This window comes from Duganella sp. GW822-FHT06D06 (assembly GCF_058799615.1).
Window position 1 is genome coordinate 219,698 of sequence record NZ_JBXALQ010000001.1, and the last position, 19,543, is coordinate 239,240.

Consider the following 19,543-nt stretch of genomic DNA (forward strand, 5'->3'; position numbering starts at 1 on the left):
CAGATCCTGCTGGCGCTATATCAAATGCAAGTCAAACGGAGGTAGTATCAAGCTTGCACTTATTGGCGCAACGCAAATCCCTGAGGAGGCGTAAATGTTTTCCAATTTAAAGGTTGGCACGCGTTTAGGATTGGCATTTTTTCTGCTCACTATGCTGTCGGTGGCGCTGGGCTGGATCGCCATCCACGAGACCTCCGCCATGAACGAGCAGTGGAAGACCATCAAGGAGGATGCGCTGGCCAAGCGCGGCGCGATCAACCGCGGCGCCAACGCCTTGGGCGCCGGCATCCACCATTTCAAGAACTACATCCTGCGCGGCGGCGACTACGACAAGAAGTTCGAAGCCGACATGGCCGATGTCGACCGCACGCTGGACGACTACAAGGCCACCGGTTTCCTGACGCCCGACGAAGACAAGCTGCTGAGCAAGTTGCGCGACGGCGCCACCGCCTACCGCAAGGACATGGCGGTGCTGGTCGCGCTGCGCGCCAAGACCGACAATCCGAATGAGCTCGACAAGGCGGTGGCCGGCGCCGACAAGCCGATCAGCGCCGCCCTCGCCAGCCTGCGCGAGAAGACCGAGGCCACCCTCAAGCATTCCGACCAGGTCATGAGCGAGGTCAGCGCCGCCGCCCAGACCAAGGTGATCGAAACGCTGGCGGTGATCGTGGTGCTGACCATCGCCGCCGGGATCTACATCACGCTCAGCATCACCCGGCCGATCAGCCAGGCGGTGACGGCCGCCGAAACCTTGGCGCGCGGCGACCTCAACCTGGACATCCAGGTCAAGTCGAACGACGAGACCGGCCAGCTGCTGCTGGCGATGAAGCACATGATCGTCAAGCTGCGCGAAATGATAGAAAGCCAGCGCAACATGGTGGAGGCGGCCAATCGCGGCAATTTCGCCATGCGCATCAGCGCCACCGATCTGCAGGGCTTCCAGAAGGACATGGCCGACGGCCTGAACGCGCTGATGCAAACCACCGGCGCCAGCATCGACGACGTGGTGCGGGTGATGGGCGCGCTGTCCGCCGGCGACCTGTCGAAGAGCATCGAGAAACCCTATGAAGGCGCGTTCGGCGAGCTGAAGGATTACGCCAACCAGATGATCGCCAAGCTCCAGCAAGTGATCGAAGGCCAGCGCCGCGTGGTCGAGGCGGCCAACCACGGCAACTTCAACGACCGCGTCGACCTGGCCGGACTGCAAGGCTTCCAGAAAGAAATGGGCGAAGGATTGAACAACCTGGTCAGCACCACCGGCGCCAGCATCGACGACGTGGTGCGGGTGATGGGCGCCATGTCCGAGGGCGACCTCAGCACCGGCATCGACAAGGACTACGAGGGCTCCTTCGGCCAACTGAAGGAGTTCTGCAACAACACCGTCTACAAGCTGGGCCAGGTGGTCACCGAGGTCAACGGCAGCGCCGAGGCCCTGGCCAGCGCTTCCGAGCAAATCAGCGCGACCGCGCAGACCTTGTCGCAGGCGGCCAGCGAGCAAGCCGCCGGCGCCGAGCAAACCAGCGCCTCGATCGAGCAGATGACGGCGTCGATCTCGGCCAACACCGAGAACGCCCGCATCACCGACGGCATGGCCAGCCAGGCCGCCAAGGAAGCGGTCGAAGGCGGCGACGCGGTGCGCTCGACCGTGGCGGCGATGCAGCAGATCGCCAAGAAGATCCAGATCATCGACGACATCGCCTACCAGACCAATCTGCTGGCGCTGAACGCGGCGATCGAGGCGGCGCGCGCCGGCGATCACGGCAAGGGCTTCGCGGTGGTCGCCGCCGAGGTGCGCAAGCTGGCCGAACGCAGCCAGTTGGCGGCGCAGGAGATCGAACAGGTCGCCACCAGCAGCGTCGACCTGGCCGAGAAGGCCGGCCGCCTGCTCGACCAGATGGTGCCGAACATCCGCAAGACCTCGGACCTGGTGCAGGAAATCACCGCCGCGTCGGAGGAGCAGTCGGCCGGCGTGGGCCAGATCAACAGCGCGGTGGGCCAGCTGAGCCAGACCACCCAGCAGAACGCCTCCAGCTCGGAACAGCTGGCGGCCACGGCCGAGGAAATGAGCGGCCAGGCCGAGCAGCTGCAAACGGCGATGGCCTTCTTCAAGCTGGAAGGTGGCGGCCGCGCCGGCGCGCCCGCCAAGGGCCGCCGGCCGCCGCCGGCGCGCGGCGCTCAACGGCCGGGCCCGACGCAGAACCGCCACACCATGTCCAGCAGCGTGCAGGAAATCGACGAGAGCAAGTTCGCCAAGTTCTAGGCATCACCGGCCAGGCCACCCCGCCCTATACCTGCGCCGGCCTGATAGGCGACACGCCGCGCTGGTCGGTCAGCGCCGCGCCGCAACCCGCCACCGGCTTGCCGCTGGGCGCCGGGTTGGCCGTGTTGGCATGGCAGCGCCGGCGCACGGCCATTGAAAACGGCGCGGTCGGTTAATACAGGTTCGCCAGCAGCCATCCTGGCAGGCCAAGGTACAGCGCCGCGCGGCCGGCGCGCTCCAGCCAGCGGCGCACCGCGATCGCCCGCCCCGGATGCAGCAAGGCCGCCAGCAGCGTGCCGGCTTCGATCGCCGCGCGCAGCAAGGCCGCGCTCAGCACCACGCCGATGGACCAGGCCGCCCACCACAAGCCAAACGCCAGCAGGTAAGCCTTCAGGCCGAAGGTGTAGAACTCGCCGAAGGCGCTGCCGTAGGCGATGTGCTGATGCAGGTGGAAGGCGGGAATGGCCAGCGCCAGCGGCAGCAAACCGAACTTGACCAGTGGACGGTCGAGCTTGCGGCGGTGCAGCGCCAGGCGGGCACGCGCATACACCCCCATCGTCGCGCCGGGCTGTTCCAACCCTTGGGGGCCGCCGGCGCCGGCCAGCGCGGCGGCCAGGGCCAGCGGCTTGGCCAGCGCCAGTCCGTAGCGCCAGCGCTGGCCTGAAGCCAGGCGCAACGCCAGGCCGGCGGCCGGCACCGGCAAGCGCCACAAGCTGACCGCGGCAATCTCGCCGAGCGCCAGTTCGATCCGCTGGGCGCCCCGCGTCAGCACCAGCACGCCGTCGCTGATCGACGCCTGCGCGGCGAACGCCAGCAGCACGCACCACGAGGCGGCTTCCGGCGCCAGGAACAGGGCGCTGAACCAGCGGATTTGCGCCAGGGTGTTGGTCCTCAATGGTTCGTTCAACAGCATGGCCACGCAAATGCCGAGCAGGCCGGCGCGCGCCAGCATGCGCAACAGCGCCGCGCCAAGCCGGGCCGCCGGCGGCAACACCGCGACCCGCACCGGGAACGTGATCGCCAGCTGCGCCGGCGACACGCCATCCGCCGCCGGCGAGCGCCAGGACGGGATCAGCGCCCTGGCCGCCAGCAACAGCAGGAAGGCGCAGGCGGCCTTCCCGACCCAATCGCCCCAGCGGACCATCAAGGTCGGCGCCGGCTTGCGCACCACCAGGTCGGCGACCACCAGCGCCGGCTCGCCCATGCGGGTGCCCGCCAGCAGCGCGCCGCTGGCGTCGAACGCCGCGCTGTAGCCGTTGCTGGTGACGCGGAATTGCGGCAGCCGCGTTTCGATGCTGCGGAACGCCGCCACCGTCTGGTGCAGGCGCGCGCCCTCGGGAGCGTCGCTGAACCAGGAATCGTTCGACATGGTCAGGATGGCTTGCGCGCCCAGCCTGGCGCCGGCGATCGCCAGGCCGGCATCGACATCGTCGAGACAGATCAGCGGCAGCACCGGGATCGAGCGGCCGTCGGCCAGGCGCAGCGGGAACACCCGCGCGCCATTGCCCGCCTTCCAGTTGCCGGTCCACGGCAACAGGCTTCGCAGGCGCGGCCCGTCCAGCCAGGCCGGCACGTATTCGGTGAAGGGGAACAGATGCGTCTTGCGATAGAAGGCCGGCGGGACGCCGGGCTGCACGAAGGCGGCCGCGTTGTACTCGCCGTCGTCGTCGCTGTCGTAGGTGCCGAACACGAAGGGCACGCCGGCGGCACGGACGGTGGCGACGATCTCGCGGTCGAAGCCCGCGCCGGCTGCGCTCTTGGGATGGCCGAACGTGGTGGGATAGGCGGTCTCCGACCACAGCACCGCGTCCGCCTGGCGCCGCACCACCGCGTCATAGCTCATGGCGAAGTGGGCATCGAGCACTTCGCGCACCACCGCGCCCGCGCCCTTCTGCCGCCGCAAACCTTCGTAGTCGACGATGTTCGATTGGACCAGGCCCATGCGCAATGGCTTGCCGGTGGCGGCGGTGCCGCTGTCCGGCTGCGCCGCCAGTCCGTAGATCGCCAGCAGCAGCGGGCCCAGCGCCGCCAGCGCCAACGGCTGGGCGAACACGCGCCAGCCAGCGCGCCGCTGCGCCCAGGCCGCCACCACGCCCTCGTTGGCCAGCAACAGCAGCACGGTCAGGCCGGCGCCGCCGCCCACCGCCGCGCCCTGGCGCATCAGCGGCGACGGATACAGGCCGTAGCCGAGCGTGTCGCCGAGCAGCTTGGGCAGCAGCCATTCGGCCGCCACCCAGGCCGCAGCGGCCGCCAACGCGCGCAGCAGCGGGCCATGTCCGCGTCCGCTCGCATGGCGCACCAGCGCGAACGCCAGGAACTGCGGCTGGAACAGGGGCGCGGCCAGCAGCAGCACGGCCAGGCCGGTGCCCGCGCCGACCTGCGTGTAGCGTCCGAGCGCGATGCCGAACCAGGGGAAGACGGCCGCCGTGAAGGCCAGCGACATCAGGTAAGCCGAGCCCAGCGTCGCGGCCAGCGAGCGGCTGGCGTTCAGCGTCGCCAACCACGGGGCCAGCATCACCAAGCCCAGCAGCCAGGCCGGCCCGCCGCGCGCATACAGCGCCGACAGGACGGCGCTCGCCAGGATGCCGGCAACCATGCGCGCCGTGGAAGAGGTTAAAAGTTGTCGCATGCGGGTCAACGGCCGAGACCGGCCGGTTCAATGGGAGGGGGAACGACGATGCGCCGGATCGGCAGTCCGGTCGGCGCCAGCTCCGGCGGCACGACGCGGTTCTTCGGCATGGCGACCGGATTGTGGGCGGCGTCGTACAGTTGGAAATCCGGCGCGAACATCAGGATCGCTTCGATGCGCTGGCCGTCGTCGGTGGCCTGGTGGTGGCGGACGTAGCCCTCCGGCAGCACGAAGTCTTCGGGCACCGCCAGGCCGACCATGGGCGGACGGGTGCCCGGCGGCGAAAACGCGCCGAGGCCGGAATAAATGCCGCGCTCATGCAGCCGTTCGATCACTTCGGGCATGGTCGGCTTCTCGCCACGGGCGACATAGCTTTTCAGGTCGCGCGTCGGGTCGGCGTCGCCTTCCGGCGCGCGCCGCGGATCCGGCGCCGCGGACTGCGGCGTGTTGGTGGACGACGATGGCGGCGGCCCGGAGGCCAGCGCCGCGCCGGCCGCGAGCGGCTGCGGCACGGCGCCGGCGAGGATGCCGGGATCGGGCGTCGTGACCAGGAAAACCAGCACGCCGAAGCCGATCACGGCCAGCACCAGCGCGACCGCCAGCAAGCCGGCGCGCGGACGCCAGGCGCGGCCCGCGCCCGAGGTCCCGCTATCGTCTTCAGGCCGCTTGGGAGGCTGTGCCAAGGGAGCAACTCAGCCGTGTATCAAGGCGTCGCGACGTTGTAGGTCGACACCGCCCAGCCCATCCGCTCGTGGCCGTACTGATTCCAGATCGGGTTCTTGCCGCCGCTGAAAGAGCTGTAGCGCGGCCCGCCGGAACCGGTGCTGCCGCCGAACAGGCCGGCCGTGACGGTGGCGCCGGTGTAGGTCGGGTGGGTGTCGTCCGACTGGATGTAGTCGTAGCTGCTGCCGGCCGACACAAAGTGCGCGTTGGCGTCGCGCACGGTCGAGCGCAAGGTGGTGGTGATCCGGGTCTGATAGCTGGACTGGCTCTCGCCGGCCACATAGCGCAGCGCATCGGCGTCGATCTGGCCGTCGCCGTTGCTGTCATAGTCGGCGCCCATGTACTGGGCGAAGTTGTCCGCGCACGCAAAGCCCTTCTGGCGCGCCAGGTCGCACATCGCGAAGTTGATGCGGACCAGCGAAGGCAGGAATTTCTCCTGCATGTTGACGGTCTTGCCGGTCGACGGGTCCTTGCAGGAGCTCTGGACGTTGTCGGCGTTGTAGCCGGGGTAGTGCAGGTTCGACACCAGCTTGAGCTTGACGCCGGAATAGGCGTTGGCGTTGATGTAGTCCATCGCCGCGCCGACATACTTCCGGCAGCTGTTTTCCGCCGCGGTCAGCACGCTGTCGTCGCAGGTGCCGGTCTGGCTCTTGAAGGCGGTACGGGCCTGCAAACCATCGTTGCCGCACATCTCGAAGGCCACCACGCGGGTGTTACTGGCTTGCATATACGAACGCTCGGCCACGATCTTGTTGTTGTACACATCCTCGGCCACCGCGCCGGACTTGGCGCGGCGCACGCTCTCGATGTCGGCGTTCCACTGCGCGGACAGGTATTCCGCGTCCACGGTCGGCGCCGCGTACTTGGCCGCGCTGAAGATCGAGCTGTTATAGCCGGCAAAAATCGAATCGCCGTAGGCCACCACGCGATAGACGGTGGAGGTGCCGGCACGGTTGATGGTCCAGGATACGTTTTGGTTCAGGGTGCTGGCCACAGCTTGCCCGCCGAGGGCGAGCAGGAACAACGAGGACAATAGCGTAGGCAACGACTTCTTTTGAAAGCGGGTGTACGACATGGGGTGTCTCCGGTCAGGGAATCTGCAAGATGGCGGTTTGGGTGATATGTCTCGCGCTACGACGTACAGCAACCTCGGCAGCGCGAGCCATCACATCGCGGCGACCAGGTTGCCAACGTCCACATCAACTGCGTGATATCGCTTGCATGCCAGCCGGCAGGTGGCCATTCCAGCGCCCATGATCCGCCGACACAATGTTAGCAAACAGTTCATGTTACCTCAAAAACAGCTGTAGCGCACCACAAGCCGTCGATTGTCTCGACGGGCCACGAAAATGTCTCGACAGGACCGCTTGCCTGTCGCGCGGGGATCACAATGGGGGCTAGCGCCGCAGCTTGAAGACGCTGACGGCGCCGGCCAGCTCGGCGGCCTGCTGCTGCATCGATTGCGCCGCCGCCGTGGCCTGCTCGACCAGCGCCGCGTTCTGCTGCGTCACCTGGTCCATCTGGACGATGGCGTTGTTGACGTGCTCGATGCCCGACGTCTGTTCTTCGCTGGCGTCGGCGATCTCGCCCATGATGGCGCTGACGCGATTGACGCTGGCCACGATCTCGTCCATCGTGGTGCCGGCCTGCTCGACCAGGCGCGCGCCTTGTTCCACGCTTTGCACGGAGACGCCGATCAGTTCCTTGATTTCCTTGGCGGCGGCGGCCGACCGCTGGGCCAGGTTGCGCACCTCGGACGCCACCACCGCAAAGCCGCGCCCCTGCTCGCCGGCCCGCGCCGCTTCGACGGCCGCGTTCAGCGCCAGGATATTGGTCTGGAAGGCGATGCCGTCGATGACGCCGATGATGTCGACAATGCGGCGCGACGACTGGTTGATCTCGCCCATGGTGGTCACCACCTCGGCCACCACACTGCCGCCCTTGACCGCGACGGCGGCGGTGGCCGCCACCAGGCCGCTGGCCTGGCGCGCGCTGCCGGCGTTCTGCTTGACCGTGCTGGTCAGCTGGTCCATGGCGCTGGCGGTCTGGCCCAGCGAGGTGGCTTGCTGTTCGGTGCGGTTGGACAGGTCCAGGTTGCCGTCGGCGATTTCGCTCGACGCCGTCGAAATGGTCTCGGCGCCGCTGCGGATCTGGGCCACGATGCCGGCCAGGCTTTGCTGCATCGACTGCATGGCCGACAACAGGCTGTCGCGACCGCCGCCGCCGCTGGTCTGGATCTCTTCGGTGAAATCGCCGGCGGCGATGCGGCGCGCGATGCCGGCCGCATAGTCCGGTTCACCGCCGAGCTGGCGCATCACATTGGCCGACAGCAAATAGGTGACCACGCCGGCCGCCACCAGCGTGGCCAGCGCCAGGCCCAGGCTGATCCACATGGTGCGCTGGGTGGAGGCGATCACGCTCGCTTCGGTCAGCTTGACGTCGTCCTTCTTGGCCTTGAGGAAGTCCAGCAGACGGCCGCGCATCACGCGCCAGACCGGCGTTTCATCCTTGTTCAACACCATGATCGCGGCGGGCTGGTCGTCCTTGGCCAGCGCCATGATCTTCGCTTGCAAGCCGGCCTGTTTTTCGCGCAATTGCGCCACCTCCGCGAACATCTTGCCGGCCTCGCTTTGCGGCGGGACCAGGCCTTGCGCCATCTGCATGTATTCGGCGAAGGACTTGCTGGCGTCGTCGATATTCTTGAGCCCGGCCTTGTTGGTGGGATCGAGCACCACGTTGCGCAGCGCTTGTCCCATTTGCAGGCCTTGCGCGTACAGGTTGGTGGTGGTCTGCAACAAGGCCTGGTCCACTTCCAGGAATTGCTGGAACTGGTTGCGGGCGCTTTGCATGCCCATCAGCGCCACCCCCAGCGCGACCAGGAAAGCACAACATACCACGGCCATGCACAGCACCATCTTGTCGCGTAACTTCATCGGTGTTCTCGCTTTGTTGAATATTCCAGGTTTTGGGATGAGACAGGAAATGTCTTGCGTAGAAGAACTTGTACAGGCTAAGCTTATCCCCACAAAAACACAAGGAGACCGGCCGTGACGGATGTGCTACGCACCATCGGCAGGCTGTTGCAAGCCCCCGAGCATCATCTCGGTGAGGCCCAGCTCGCACAGGCGCGTACCGCGCGCCGCAGCTTCATGGGTAAGGCCCTGGCGATGGGCGCCGGCGTCGCCGCGGGCGGCGCGGCGGCGGCACAGGGCGCGGCCGGCGAGGACGCCATCCTCACCCTGCCGGCGCACAGCAAGACGCTGGGCCAGCCGGTGGCCGCCCTGCCCTACGGCCAGCCGTCCAAGTGGGAAAGCAATCTGCAGCGCCGCGAAAGCCCGGGCCTGACCCGCGTGCGCCAGGCGTCAGTCAGCTTCACGCCACTGCAAGGACTGTTCGGCATCATCACGCCCAGTGGCTTGCATTTTGAACGTCACCACCAGGGCTGGCACGATATCGATCCCAGCGGCCACCGTTTGATGATCAACGGCTTGGTGCGCGAGGCGCGCGTGTTCACCATGGACGACCTGATGCGCCTGCCGTCGGTGTCGCGCATCCACTTCATCGAATGCGGCGCCAACACCGGCGCCGAGTGGGGCAACGTCGCGCTGCCGACGGTGCAATACACGCATGGCATGCTGGCCTGCTCGGAGTACACGGGGGTGCTGCTGTCGACCCTGCTCGACCTGTGCGGCATCGACCGCAAGCGCGCCCGCTACGTGCTGGCCGAAGGCGCCGACGGTTCCAGCATGACGCGCACCATCGCCATCGAGCGGGCGCTCGACGACGCCATCGTGGCCTGGGGCCAGAACGGCGAAATGCTGCGGCCGGAAAACGGCTATCCGCTGCGGCTGGTGGTGCCCGGCGTGCAGGGCGTCAGCTGGGTCAAGTATCTGCGCCGCCTCGAAGTGGGCGACCAGCCGTGGGACACCAAGGATGAAACCATCCACTACGTCGACCTGATGCCGGACGGCCAGCATCGCCAGTACACCTCGATCCAGGAATGCAAGAGCGTGATCACCACGCCGTCCGGCGGCCAGACCTTGCTCGACCGCGGCTACTACAACATCAGCGGCCTGGCCTGGTCGGGGCGCGGCCGCATCAAGCGGGTCGATGTCAGCGTGGACGGCGGGCGCAACTGGCGCACCGCCCGCATCGAAGGCCCGGTGCAGAACAAGGCGCTGACGCGCTTTAATATCGACTGGGTGTGGGATGGCGGCAACGCCGTGCTGCAAAGCCGCGCCATCGACGACAGCGGTTACGTGCAGCCCAAGCTCAACCAGCTGCGCGCCGTGCGCGGCACGCGCTCCATTTATCACAACAACGCCATCCAGTCGTGGCAGGTGTCGCCGAACGGCGAAGTCTCCAACGTCCAGGTAAGCTGATGAAAAAAACTATCCTCGCCGCCGCGCTGCTGGGCGCCTGCCTGCTGGCGCAGGCCGCCGATGCGCCGTGGCAGACCATCGGCCGCGCCGCCACGCCGGCTGAAATCAAGGCCTGGGATATCGACGTGCGCGCCGATTTCCAGGGATTGCCGAAAGGCCGCGGTGGCGTCGCCCAGGGCGAGCAGATCTGGGAAAACCGCTGCGCCGGCTGCCACGGCAGCTTTGGCGAATCGAACGAGGTGTTCACGCCCATCGTCGGCGGCACCACCGAGGCCGATATCAAGAGCGGCCACGTGGCGGCGCTGTCCAACGGCAGCGTGCCGCAGCGCACCACGCTGATGAAGGTGGCCCACCTGTCCACGCTGTGGGACTACATCAACCGCGCCATGCCGTGGGACGCGCCCAAGTCGCTCAGCGCGGACGAGGTGTATGCCGTCACCGCCCACATCCTGAACCTGGGCGGCATCGTGCCGGCCGATTTCGTGCTGAGCAACGACAACATGGCCGCCGTGCAACAACGCCTGCCCAACCGCAATGGCCTGGTGCGCCAGCCCGGCCTGTGGGACATCAAGGGCAAGGCCGATGTGCTCAACACCGCCTGCATGACGAATTGCCCGACCGAGGCCAGGCAGACTTCCAGCCTGCCCGACTTCGCCCGCAACGCGCATGGCAATCTGGCCGAGCAAAACCGTCCGCTGAGCGGCGTGCGCGGCACCGATACCACGCGTCCCGCGCCTGCCGCACAAGTGCCGGCGCCGGCCGGCGCCGTTGCCGCGGCTGCGCCGGTCCCGGCCAAGGCCGCCGGCGGCGGCGATGTGCAACAGGTGCTGAACAAGAACGGCTGCATGGGCTGTCACGGCGTGAGCAACAAGATCATCGGTCCCGCCCTGCGCGACGTCGCCGTCAAGTACCAGGGCCGCGCCGACCGCGCCGCCTATTTGCAGGCCAAGATACGCAGCGGCGGCGCCGGCGCCTGGGGCGCCATGCCCATGCCGCCGCAACCCCAATTGAAAGAAGCCGACCTGCAAGCCATCGTTCAATGGCTGGCCGGCGGCGCACCATGAGCGGGCCACCCCGCAACCACCAGGAGAGCGCATGAACCCGACCCGTCGTACCGTATTGAAGACCAGCTCGGCCCTTGGCCTGCTGGTCGCCTGTGGGCTGGTGACCAGCCAGCAAGCGCTGGCCGCCACCGGCCGTGAAGGCTTCAGCGCCAAGTCCCTGGCCGATGCGCTGGCCGCCGTCGGCGGCACGCCGGTCGACAGCAAGGACATCGTCATCACCTCGCCCGACATCGCCGAGAACGGCGCCGTGGTGCCGGTGGGCGTGGTGTCCAATATTCCCGGCACCAGCGAGATCTACTTCTTTGTCGAAAAGAACCCGAACCCGCTGGCCGCCATATTCCGCATCCCGGACGACACCGCCGCCGCCGTGCAGAGCCGCCTGAAGATGGGCCAGAGCACCAACGTGGTGGCCGTGGTGAAGACCGCCGACGGCAAGCTGTACTCGGCGACCAAGGAAACCAAGGTCACGCTGGGCGGCTGCGGCGGCTAATCAGACTCAACACAGGAGCAGACATGGCAGATCCAATGAAAATCCGTGCCAATGCCGCCAACGGCGTCACGGAAGTGAAAGTACTGATGGCCCATCCGATGGAGACCGGCGTCCGCAAGGACGCGGCCGGCGTCGTGGTGCCGGCGCACTACATCACCGACGTCACCGTCAAGCACGGCGAGCGCGTGGTGCTGCAATGCATGTGGGGCCAGTCGGTCTCGCAAAACCCTTACCTCGCCTTCAAGTTCAAGGGCGGCGCCAAGGGCGACAGCGTCAGCGTCAGCTGGCAGGACAATCGGGGCGAAAGCCGTACCGACCAAGTCACCGTAGCCTGAGGCCGCCACCATGTCACTATCCCGTGTCACCTGGGCCAGCCTGCTGGGGCTGGTCGTTGCAGGCAGCGCTACGGCGCAAAGCGTCAGCGATGAAATCGCCAAATACCGCGCCATGCTGGCCGACGGCAACCCCGCCGAGCTGGTCGAAGGCCAGGGCGAAGTACTGTGGACCGGCAAGCGTGGCCCCAGGCAGGCCAGCCTGGAAGCCTGCGACCTGGGCAAGGGGCCGGGCGTGCTGGCCGGCGCCTATGCCGAGCTGCCGCGCTATTTCAAGGACACCGGCAAGGTGATGGATGCCGAAGCGCGCCTGGTGCATTGCATGGTGACGCTGCAGGGCCTCGAACGGGCCGACATCGTGCGCAAGCCGTTTTCCGAACAGGGCGAACGCGCCACCGACATGGAAGCGCTGGCCGCCTACGTGTCGGCCGCCTCGCGCGACATGCAGGTCAAGCTGCCGCAGCAGCACGCCGAGGAAAGAGCCGCGTATGCGCGCGGCAAGCAAGCGTTCTTCTACCGCGCCGGCCCGCATGATTTTTCCTGCGCCTCCTGCCACAGCAAGAACGACCAGCGCATCCGCCTGCAAGACCTGCCGAACCTGCAGCAGGCGGCCGCCGCGCGCGGCGCCTTCGCCAGCTGGCCGGCCTACCGCGTCAGCCAGGGCGCGGTGCGCACCATGCAGTGGCGCATGGCCGACTGCTTCCGCCAGCAGCGCTTCCCGCAACTGGAGTACAACTCCCAGACCGCCATCGACCTGATCACCTATCTCGGCGTCAACGCCAAGGGTGGCACGATGGCGGCGCCGGGCTTGAAACGCTGATACGGAGTGTCCATGCAAAGCAAATACATCACCGTCGCCCTGTTGGGCATGCTGGCTTCCGGCGCCGCACCGGCCGCCGGGCCGGCGGCCAAGGACAGCGCCGACCTGGCCGCGTTCAAGGCTTCGTTCCGCGACAAGAACCAAGCCACCGTCGACCGCCTGGAGCAGAGCGAGGCGCAGCGCCTGTGCTCGCAGGACGCGCAGCGCCCGCTGAAACCGGCGCAGCGCAAGCAGATCGAGCAGCAAGCCACGGCCACCGTGCGCTATCCGGCCGACGGCAACTACCTGGGCGACTGGAAGGAAGGCGAAAAGGTGGCGCAGAACGGCCGCGGCCTGCAGTCGTCCGATCCGAAAGGGACGACGGCCGGCGGCAACTGCTACGCCTGCCATAAGCTGGACCCGAAGGAAATCGCCTTCGGCAATATCGGCCCCAGTTTGCAGCAGTACGGCAAGCTGCGCGGCGGCCCGACGCCGGACAACCTGAAATACACCTGGGCCAAGATCTACAACTCGCATGCCTTCCAGGCGTGTTCGACGATGCCGCGCTTCGGCGCCGCCGGCATCCTGACGGAAAAGCAGATGCAGGATGTGATGGCGCTGCTGCTGGCGCCTGAATCGCCGGTCAACCAGTAATCCATCCGAACCTGAGCCAGGCTACCCCATGCAACGACGCGAATTCATGCAAATGCTGGCCATCGCCAGCGCCGGCGGCCTGGCCTTGGCCGGCAAGGATGGTCTGGCCGCCACGCCCGGCGCCGCCGAGCAGCTGTATGCGGTGCCGAAGTTCGGCAACGTCAGCCTGCTGCACATCACCGATTGCCACGCCCAGCTGCGGCCGCTGTACTTCCGCGAACCCAGCGTCAACCTCGGCATCGGCGAGGCCGCCGGCAGGGCGCCGCACCTGGTGGGCGACGCCTTGCTCAAGCAGTTCAAGATCGCACCGAAGACGGCGCGCGCGCACGCCTTTAGCTATCTCGATTTTGCCGCCGCCGCCAAGGTGTACGGCAAGGTCGGCGGCTTCGCCCATCTGTCCACCCTGGTCCAGCAGCTGCGCGCCGGCCGGCCGCACGCCGTGCTGTGCGACGGCGGCGACACCTGGCAGGGCTCGGCCACGGCGCTGTGGACCAACGGCCAGGACATGGTCGACGCCGCCAAGCTGCTGGGCGTGGAAATCATGGCGCCGCACTGGGAGTTCACGCTGGGCGCGCAGCGGGTGCAGGAAATCGTGCAGAAGGATTTCAAGGGCAAGGTGGACTTCGTCGCCCAGAACGTGGTGACGGCCGATTTCGGCGATCCCGTGTTCGCCCCCTACAGCTGGCGCGAAATGAACGGCGTGCCGGTGGCCGTGATCGGCCAGGCTTTCCCGTACACGCCGATCGCCAACCCGCGCCACATGGTGCCGGACTGGAGCTTCGGCATCCAGGAGGAGCGCTTGCAGGCGCTGGTCAAGGAAGTGCGCGCCAAGGGCGCCAAGGTGGTGGTGCTGCTGTCGCACAACGGCATGGACGTCGACCTGAAGCTGGCCAGCCGCGTCGTCGGCATCGACGCCATCCTCGGCGGCCACACCCACGACGGCGTGCCGACGCCGGTGGTGGTGTCCAACCAGGGCGGGCAGACGCTGGTGACCAATGCCGGCTCGAACGGCAAGTTCCTCGGCGTGCTGGATTTCGACGTGCGCGACGGCCGCATCCAGGGCTACCAGTACCGTTTGCTGCCGGTGTTTTCCAACCTGCTGCCGGCCGACCGCGCCATGCAGGCGCACATCGACGCGGTGCGGGCGCCGTTCCGCGCCAGGCTGGATGAAACGCTGGCCGTCACCGAAGGCTTGCTGTACCGGCGCGGCAATTTCAACGGCAGCTGGGACCAGCTGATCGTCGACGGCCTGCTGGCGGTCAAGGGCGCCGACCTGGCGTTCTCGCCGGGCTTCCGCTGGGGCACCTCGCTGCTGCCGGGCGCCCCCATCACGCGCGGCGACCTGATGGACCAGCTGGCCATTACCTACCCGGCCACCACGCTGACCGAGATGACCGGCGCCACCATCAAGACCATCATGGAAGACGTGTGCGACAACCTGTTCCACCCGGATCCCTACTACCAGCAGGGCGGCGACATGGTGCGCGTGGGCGGCATGCGCTACAGCTGCACGCCGGCGGCGGCCAGCGGCCGGCGCATCAGCGACATGCGGCTGAACGGCAAGCTGCTCGATGCGGACAAGACCTACAAGGTGGCCAGCTGGGCGCCGGTGGCCGAGGGCGCCAGCGGCGCGCCGATCTGGGACGTGATGGAAACCTATCTGCGCGCCCACCCGGTGGTGCGCGCGCGCCGCCCCGACCAGCCGACGCTGGTGGGCACGGCCGGCAATCCCGGCATGGCCGCCTGAGCCGCCGTGGCCGACGCCCCGCACGCGCCCTTGTTGCCGCCGCTGCGCGATCTGCGGGCGGAGCTGGCCGCGCTGGCGGCGCCGTCGGCGGTGCTGGTGCTGCTGGTGTCGCGCCGGGACTGCCCGTATTGCCTGGAAGTGCGGCGCAACTACCTGGCGCCGCTGCTGCGCGAAGGTAATCCGCGCCTGGTGCTGCGCGAACTGGAGAGCGATATGGTGGAGCGGTTGGTCGACGCGGGCGGGCAGTTGCAGCCCATCGCCGAAGTACTGCGCCAGCTGCATGTGGCTTTCTTTCCCACCGTATTATTTCTCGGCGGCGCAGGCCGCACGCTGGCCGCCCCCTTGCCCGGCCTGGACCAGGCCGGCTTTTACGGCGCCTATCTGGAAGGCCGCCTGCAACAGGCGCAAGCCGCCGCCCTCGCCTCGCCCAAGGAAAACTTATGAATCTCGTCCGCCGACTGCTGTTGCTGGCCGCGGTGCTGCCCGTGCTGCCCGTATTGGCGGCCGAGGCCGCGCCGGATATCGTCCTCAAGCCGGTCCAGGTCAGCCCCCATGTCTATTACTTCCAGGGGGAAGCCGGCATGGCCAGCCGGGCAAACCAGGGCTTCATGTCGAATGCCGGCTTTGTCGTCACGCCGGCCGGCGTGGTGGTGTACGACGCGCTGGCCACGCCGGCGCTGGGCGCCGCCATGCTGCGGGCGATCCGTCAGGTGACGTCGGCGCCGCTGAAGATGGTGATCGTCGGGCATTACCACGCCGACCATTTCTACGGCCTGCAAGCGCTGCGCCAGCCCGGCGTGGTGATCGCCGCCCACCGCAACGGCCGCGACTACCTGCGCTCGGACCTGGCGCGCGCACGGTTGGCGCAGCGCCGCGCCGAACTGGCGCCGTGGGTGGATGAACGCACGCAACTGGTGTCGGCCGACCGCTGGCTGGACTTCGCCGACGGCCAGCCGTGGCGCTTCGAACTGGGTGGCCTGCACTTCCGCGTGATCGACAGCAGCGGCGCCCACTCGGCGGAAGACTTGCTGCTGCTGGTGGAGGAAGACCACGCGCTGTTCGCGGGCGACCTGTTCTTCAGCGGCCGCCTGCCGTATGTCGGCGACGCCGACAGCAAACGCTGGTTGCAGGCGCTCGATCGCATGCTCGACGCGCAGCCGGCCGTGGTGATCCCCGGCCATGGCGCGGCCTCGCGCGCGCCGCGCCAGGACATGCTGCTGACCCAACGCTATCTGCGCTACCTGCGCGAACAGATGGGCAATGCCGTGCAGGAGCTGCTATCCTTTGATGAGGCCTATGCGCGCACCGACTGGTCCGCGTTCCAGGACTACCCCGCCTTCAGCCAGGCCAACCGGCTCAACGCCTATGGCACTTATCTGCTGATGGAAAAAGAATCTCTGCAAACTGGCAAGGAGCCCAAATGAAACTGTTCCGTATTTTGATGTTGCCGCTGCTGCTGCTGTGCGCCCAGGCGGCGCAGGCCGAGGCGCCGCGCGTGGAAAAAGTGGTGTATCACTTCAGCGAGAGCGGCAACGCCATGGGCGGCTTGCGCAATATCCGCAACCACCTGGACGCCAGTCCCAAGGCGCAAATCGTTGTCGTCGCGCTCGGACCAGGCATCGAATTCCTGCTCGACGGGGCGATGGACAAGAACGGCAATCCGTACGAGGTGGTGGTGCAGGAACTGGCGGCCCGCCATGTGCAATTCCGTGTCTGCAACAACACGCTGGTGGCGCGCAGCATTGGCAAGGACAAGGTGCTGCCGGAAGCGAGCATCGTCCCATCCGGCGTGGCGGAAATCAGCCGTTTGCAGGCGCTGGAAGGCTACGCCTACATCAAGCCGTAGGCGGGCGGATACGCTCGCGCTCCAGCGTATAGCGGCTCACCCGCTCCTCCAGCACGGTGACGCCGATACCCGGACCGCCGGGCATCGCGATATAACCATCGTCGGCCAGGACCACCGCCTGATCGACGATGTCTTCCTTGAAGTAGCGCGAGGTTTCCGCCGTGTCGCCGGGCAGGGTGAAGCCCGGCGCCGCCTGCAACTGCATGTTGAACGCGCGGCCGATGCCGGTTTCGTCCATGCCGCCGGACCAGACGCCGACGCCGGCCTGCTCGCACAGCGCCGCGATGCGCAGCGATTCGAGCATGCCCCCGACCCGCCCTTGCTTGATGTTGATGATGCGTGCCGCCTTCAGCGCCAGCGCCGCGCGCGCGTCGTCCAGATCGTGGATCGATTCGTCCAGGCACAGCGGCGTGGCCAGCCGGCCTTGCAGCGCCGCATGCTGGACGATGTCGCTGTAGGACAGCGGCTGTTCGATCATGGTCAGGTTGAAGGCGTCGAGCGCGCACAGGATGGGCGCATGGTCGAGCCGGTAGTCGCCGTTGGCGTCGGCCATCAGCGCCAGGCCGGGATAGGCCTCGCGCACGGCCGCGACCCATGCGACATCCTTGCCCTGCATGATCTTCAGCTTGACCCGGTGATACGGCCGGCTCATGGCCTCGGCCACGGCATCGAGCAGCGCCGGTATGGATGGCTGTATGCCGAGCGCGACGCCCGACTGGATCGGCCGGGCGGTCAGGCCCAGCAGCCGGTGCAGGGGCAAGCCTTGCTGGCGCGCGATCAGGTCCAGCAAGGCGTTTTCCACCATGGCCTTGGCCATGCCGTGGCCACGCACCGGGCTCCAGGCGTGCAGCAGTTCGCCCAGCGTTAGCCGCGGCCGGACCAGCGGCAGCAGGAACTGCTGGAACACATGGCGCACCGTCCGCGTGGTTTCGCTGGCATAGAAGGGGTCGGGATCGGCGACGCATTCGCCCCAGCCCACCACGCCGTCCGCTTCCAGCCGCAACAGCAACGCCTCCTTGGCCGCCCAGGTGTGCACGCTGGTGGAAAACGGCCGCAGATACGGCAGGCGCACCGTGATCAGGTCTATCCTTTGCAGGGCCGGGATGCGCGCCTGCGCCGCAGGGGACACCGGGACGTGGCATTGCAGGTAGCGATGGTCCATGGCCTGGCCTCAGTGGTAACCGGAGAGGACGGCGAAGCCGACCATCCCCATGGACATCAGCAGCACCAGCAGCTGGAAGCGCCAGATCATGCCGAACCAGCGCGTCCAGGGCACGCCCGCCAGGCCCAGCGTGGCCATCAGCACGGCGCCGGTCGGCACGCTCATATTCGCCATGGCGTTGCCCAGCTGGTAGGCCAGCACGGCCGTCTGGCGCGACACGCCCACCAGATCGGACAGGCCGGCCATCAGCGGCATGTTGATCGCGGCCTGGGCACTGCCCGAATGGATGACGAAGGTGAACGCCGTCTGCACCACCAGCATCCCTTGCGCCGCCAGCAGCGGCGGCCAGGTTTCCAGCATGCCGCCCATGCTGTGCAAAAAGGTATTCAATACCGAGGGCGTGTGCGGGCTGGCGCCGCCCAGCAGGTATTCTATGCCCTTGGCCATGGAAATCACCAGGACCGCCGGCACCAGCTGCTGGGCGCCGCCGATGAAGGCTTCGGCCGCCCCGTCCGCGCTGAGGCGCTTGGCGAAGATGGCGATCAGGGCCGTGTAGCAGCACAGGGCGACGAACTGGGTGGCGATTTCGGGAATGAAGTAGCCGGCAGCGACCACGCCCCAGACGATCCAGACGATGGTGGCGACGATGCCGGCGAGGATCAGCCGGTCCGCCAGCGTCAGCGGCGCCGCGGCCGCCGGCGTATCGCCGTGCTGGTCCGCCTGCGGCGGCGCCGCGGCGCGATGGCGCTCGGCATACCACAGCGTGAAGGCGATGCCGGTGCTGACAAAGACCGCGAACATGGCGATGCGCAGCGGCGCGCCCGACAGCAGCGGCACATTGGCGATGCCCTGCGCCAGCGCCACCCCAAACGGATTCATCCACGAGGTGCCGAAGCCGATCTGGCTCGCCACATAGGTGATCATCACGCCCACTTCCGGCGGATAGCCCATGCGCCGTATCAGCGGCAACAGCAGCGCCAGGAAGGCGATGGTTTCCTCCCCCATGCCGAACACGGCGCCGCCGGCGGCAAACGCGGCGAACAGGCTGCCGAGCAGCACACGCGGGTGGTCGCCGGTGATGGCGATCAGGCGCAACAGGCCGCGATCGACGGCGCCGCTGGCATTGACCACGCCAAACGCGCCGCCGACCAGCAGGATGAAGGCGATCACGCCGATCGCCGAGCCGCCACGGCTGCCCGAGGTCATGCCTTCGAACGGGGCGTTGAACAAGCCGATCTGCTTGCCGCTGCCGAACCAGGCGATGCTGATGTTGTGCTCGGCCACACGGTAGGAATCGAGCGAAATCGCCACGTTGGGTTCGAAGTAGCCGGCCGCGACGAACGGCACCAGCAAGGCCACGATCACGGCGATGAACAGCAGGATGATCAGGGTGTGGGGAACTTTGAAGCGGCTGGGTATGTTGCTCATATGGGAGGTCTTCGCGAAGTAAGACGG

At 67.5% G+C, this 19,543-nt stretch carries 18 protein-coding genes; 11 read left to right on the forward strand and 7 right to left on the reverse strand.

Annotated elements, in window-relative coordinates:
* The first annotated feature begins 94 nt into the window (after window positions 1-94).
* Entirely contained in the window at window positions 95-2,260 is a 2,166-nt protein-coding gene (locus AC1RMD_RS01025; protein ID WP_492922793.1) for a HAMP domain-containing methyl-accepting chemotaxis protein, read from the forward strand.
* 25 nt (window positions 2,261-2,285) lie between these two features.
* Here AC1RMD_RS01025 and AC1RMD_RS01030 read toward each other — a convergent pair whose 3' ends face one another.
* From AC1RMD_RS01030 to AC1RMD_RS01050, 5 genes are all read right to left on the reverse strand, one after another.
* On the reverse strand, window positions 2,286-2,414 hold the full coding sequence (locus AC1RMD_RS01030; RefSeq protein ID WP_492922795.1) for a hypothetical protein: 129 nt from the start codon (window positions 2,412-2,414) through the stop codon (window positions 2,286-2,288).
* An 18-nt stretch (window positions 2,415-2,432) separates the two neighbouring features.
* Window positions 2,433-4,889 carry an apolipoprotein N-acyltransferase gene (gene lnt / locus AC1RMD_RS01035; protein WP_492922797.1) on the reverse strand — a complete coding sequence of 819 codons (2,457 nt, stop codon included), beginning with the start codon at window positions 4,887-4,889 and terminating at the stop codon, window positions 2,433-2,435.
* Between the two features lie 5 nt (window positions 4,890-4,894).
* Entirely contained in the window at window positions 4,895-5,572 is a 678-nt protein-coding gene (locus AC1RMD_RS01040) for a hypothetical protein (RefSeq protein ID WP_492922799.1), read from the reverse strand.
* Window positions 5,573-5,592: 20 nt separating this feature from the next.
* Window positions 5,593-6,687 (reverse strand): SGNH/GDSL hydrolase family protein, encoded by a 1,095-nt coding sequence (locus tag AC1RMD_RS01045; RefSeq protein WP_492922801.1) that lies wholly within the window; start codon window positions 6,685-6,687, stop codon window positions 5,593-5,595.
* Window positions 6,688-7,009: 322 nt separating this feature from the next.
* Window positions 7,010-8,545, reverse strand: a complete 1,536-nt coding sequence (locus tag AC1RMD_RS01050; RefSeq protein ID WP_492922803.1) for a methyl-accepting chemotaxis protein — start codon at window positions 8,543-8,545, stop codon at window positions 7,010-7,012.
* Between the two features lie 114 nt (window positions 8,546-8,659).
* Here AC1RMD_RS01050 and soxC point away from each other — a divergent pair, with 114 nt between their 5' ends.
* Genes soxC through AC1RMD_RS01100 form a run of 10 tightly spaced genes read left to right on the forward strand, consistent with a single transcriptional unit; the run spans window position 8,660 to window position 16,926 of the window.
* Entirely contained in the window at window positions 8,660-9,994 is a 1,335-nt protein-coding gene (soxC, locus tag AC1RMD_RS01055) for a sulfite dehydrogenase (protein ID WP_492922805.1), read from the forward strand.
* Complete coding sequence (locus tag AC1RMD_RS01060; protein ID WP_492922807.1) at window positions 9,994-11,058, forward strand: c-type cytochrome; 1,065 nt, start codon at window positions 9,994-9,996, stop codon at window positions 11,056-11,058. Before soxC ends, AC1RMD_RS01060 begins: the two co-directional genes overlap by 1 nt.
* Window positions 11,059-11,089: 31 nt before the next feature.
* Complete coding sequence (gene soxY, locus AC1RMD_RS01065; RefSeq protein WP_492922809.1) at window positions 11,090-11,548, forward strand: thiosulfate oxidation carrier protein SoxY; 459 nt, start codon at window positions 11,090-11,092, stop codon at window positions 11,546-11,548.
* 23 nt (window positions 11,549-11,571) lie between these two features.
* Window positions 11,572-11,883, forward strand: coding sequence for a thiosulfate oxidation carrier complex protein SoxZ (soxZ, locus tag AC1RMD_RS01070; RefSeq protein WP_492922811.1), 312 nt, complete (start codon window positions 11,572-11,574; stop codon window positions 11,881-11,883).
* Window positions 11,884-11,893: 10 nt separating this feature from the next.
* Window positions 11,894-12,700, forward strand: a complete 807-nt coding sequence (gene soxA / locus AC1RMD_RS01075) for a sulfur oxidation c-type cytochrome SoxA (protein ID WP_492922812.1) — start codon at window positions 11,894-11,896, stop codon at window positions 12,698-12,700.
* Between the two features lie 12 nt (window positions 12,701-12,712).
* Entirely contained in the window at window positions 12,713-13,333 is a 621-nt protein-coding gene (gene soxX / locus AC1RMD_RS01080) for a sulfur oxidation c-type cytochrome SoxX (protein WP_492922814.1), read from the forward strand.
* 28 nt (window positions 13,334-13,361) lie between these two features.
* On the forward strand, window positions 13,362-15,080 hold the full coding sequence (soxB, locus tag AC1RMD_RS01085) for a thiosulfohydrolase SoxB (protein WP_492922816.1): 1,719 nt from the start codon (window positions 13,362-13,364) through the stop codon (window positions 15,078-15,080).
* Between the two features lie 6 nt (window positions 15,081-15,086).
* Window positions 15,087-15,524: a thioredoxin domain-containing protein gene (locus AC1RMD_RS01090; RefSeq protein WP_492922818.1), complete on the forward strand. Its 438-nt coding sequence runs from the start codon at window positions 15,087-15,089 to the stop codon at window positions 15,522-15,524.
* On the forward strand, window positions 15,521-16,504 hold the full coding sequence (locus AC1RMD_RS01095; RefSeq protein WP_492922820.1) for an MBL fold metallo-hydrolase: 984 nt from the start codon (window positions 15,521-15,523) through the stop codon (window positions 16,502-16,504). Before AC1RMD_RS01090 ends, AC1RMD_RS01095 begins: the two co-directional genes overlap by 4 nt.
* Window positions 16,501-16,926: a DsrE family protein gene (locus AC1RMD_RS01100; protein ID WP_492922822.1), complete on the forward strand. Its 426-nt coding sequence runs from the start codon at window positions 16,501-16,503 to the stop codon at window positions 16,924-16,926. The genes AC1RMD_RS01095 and AC1RMD_RS01100 overlap by 4 nt, the downstream gene beginning before the upstream one ends.
* On the opposite strand, the gene menC is transcribed toward AC1RMD_RS01100, so the two are convergent.
* Both menC and AC1RMD_RS01110 read right to left on the reverse strand, forming a co-directional pair.
* A complete protein-coding gene (gene menC, locus AC1RMD_RS01105; protein ID WP_492922824.1) occupies window positions 16,916-18,088 on the reverse strand; it encodes an o-succinylbenzoate synthase in 1,173 nt (390 codons plus the stop codon). The two genes, AC1RMD_RS01100 and menC, sit on opposite strands and share 11 nt — an antisense overlap.
* A 9-nt stretch (window positions 18,089-18,097) precedes the next feature.
* Complete coding sequence (locus AC1RMD_RS01110; RefSeq protein ID WP_492922826.1) at window positions 18,098-19,516, reverse strand: transporter permease; 1,419 nt, start codon at window positions 19,514-19,516, stop codon at window positions 18,098-18,100.
* Window positions 19,517-19,543 lie beyond the last annotated feature (27 nt).

What these genes read in the sequence shown, in the direction of transcription:
- AC1RMD_RS01050 (WP_492922803.1), bottom strand. Translation starts at nt 8,545, where the DNA reads ATGAAGTTACGCGACAAGATGGTGCTGTGCATGGCCGTGGTATGTTGT.
- AC1RMD_RS01095 (WP_492922820.1), top strand. Translation starts at nt 15,521, where the DNA reads ATGAATCTCGTCCGCCGACTGCTGTTGCTGGCCGCGGTGCTGCCCGTG.
- AC1RMD_RS01060 (WP_492922807.1), top strand. Translation starts at nt 9,994, where the DNA reads ATGAAAAAAACTATCCTCGCCGCCGCGCTGCTGGGCGCCTGCCTGCTG.
- soxA (WP_492922812.1), top strand. Translation starts at nt 11,894, where the DNA reads ATGTCACTATCCCGTGTCACCTGGGCCAGCCTGCTGGGGCTGGTCGTT.
- menC (WP_492922824.1), bottom strand. Translation starts at nt 18,088, where the DNA reads ATGGACCATCGCTACCTGCAATGCCACGTCCCGGTGTCCCCTGCGGCG.
- AC1RMD_RS01030 (WP_492922795.1), bottom strand. Translation starts at nt 2,414, where the DNA reads ATGGCCGTGCGCCGGCGCTGCCATGCCAACACGGCCAACCCGGCGCCC.
- AC1RMD_RS01045 (WP_492922801.1), bottom strand. Translation starts at nt 6,687, where the DNA reads ATGTCGTACACCCGCTTTCAAAAGAAGTCGTTGCCTACGCTATTGTCC.
- lnt (WP_492922797.1), bottom strand. Translation starts at nt 4,889, where the DNA reads ATGCGACAACTTTTAACCTCTTCCACGGCGCGCATGGTTGCCGGCATC.
- soxX (WP_492922814.1), top strand. Translation starts at nt 12,713, where the DNA reads ATGCAAAGCAAATACATCACCGTCGCCCTGTTGGGCATGCTGGCTTCC.
- soxZ (WP_492922811.1), top strand. Translation starts at nt 11,572, where the DNA reads ATGGCAGATCCAATGAAAATCCGTGCCAATGCCGCCAACGGCGTCACG.
- soxB (WP_492922816.1), top strand. Translation starts at nt 13,362, where the DNA reads ATGCAACGACGCGAATTCATGCAAATGCTGGCCATCGCCAGCGCCGGC.
- AC1RMD_RS01025 (WP_492922793.1), top strand. Translation starts at nt 95, where the DNA reads ATGTTTTCCAATTTAAAGGTTGGCACGCGTTTAGGATTGGCATTTTTT.
- soxY (WP_492922809.1), top strand. Translation starts at nt 11,090, where the DNA reads ATGAACCCGACCCGTCGTACCGTATTGAAGACCAGCTCGGCCCTTGGC.
- AC1RMD_RS01100 (WP_492922822.1), top strand. Translation starts at nt 16,501, where the DNA reads ATGAAACTGTTCCGTATTTTGATGTTGCCGCTGCTGCTGCTGTGCGCC.
- AC1RMD_RS01110 (WP_492922826.1), bottom strand. Translation starts at nt 19,516, where the DNA reads ATGAGCAACATACCCAGCCGCTTCAAAGTTCCCCACACCCTGATCATC.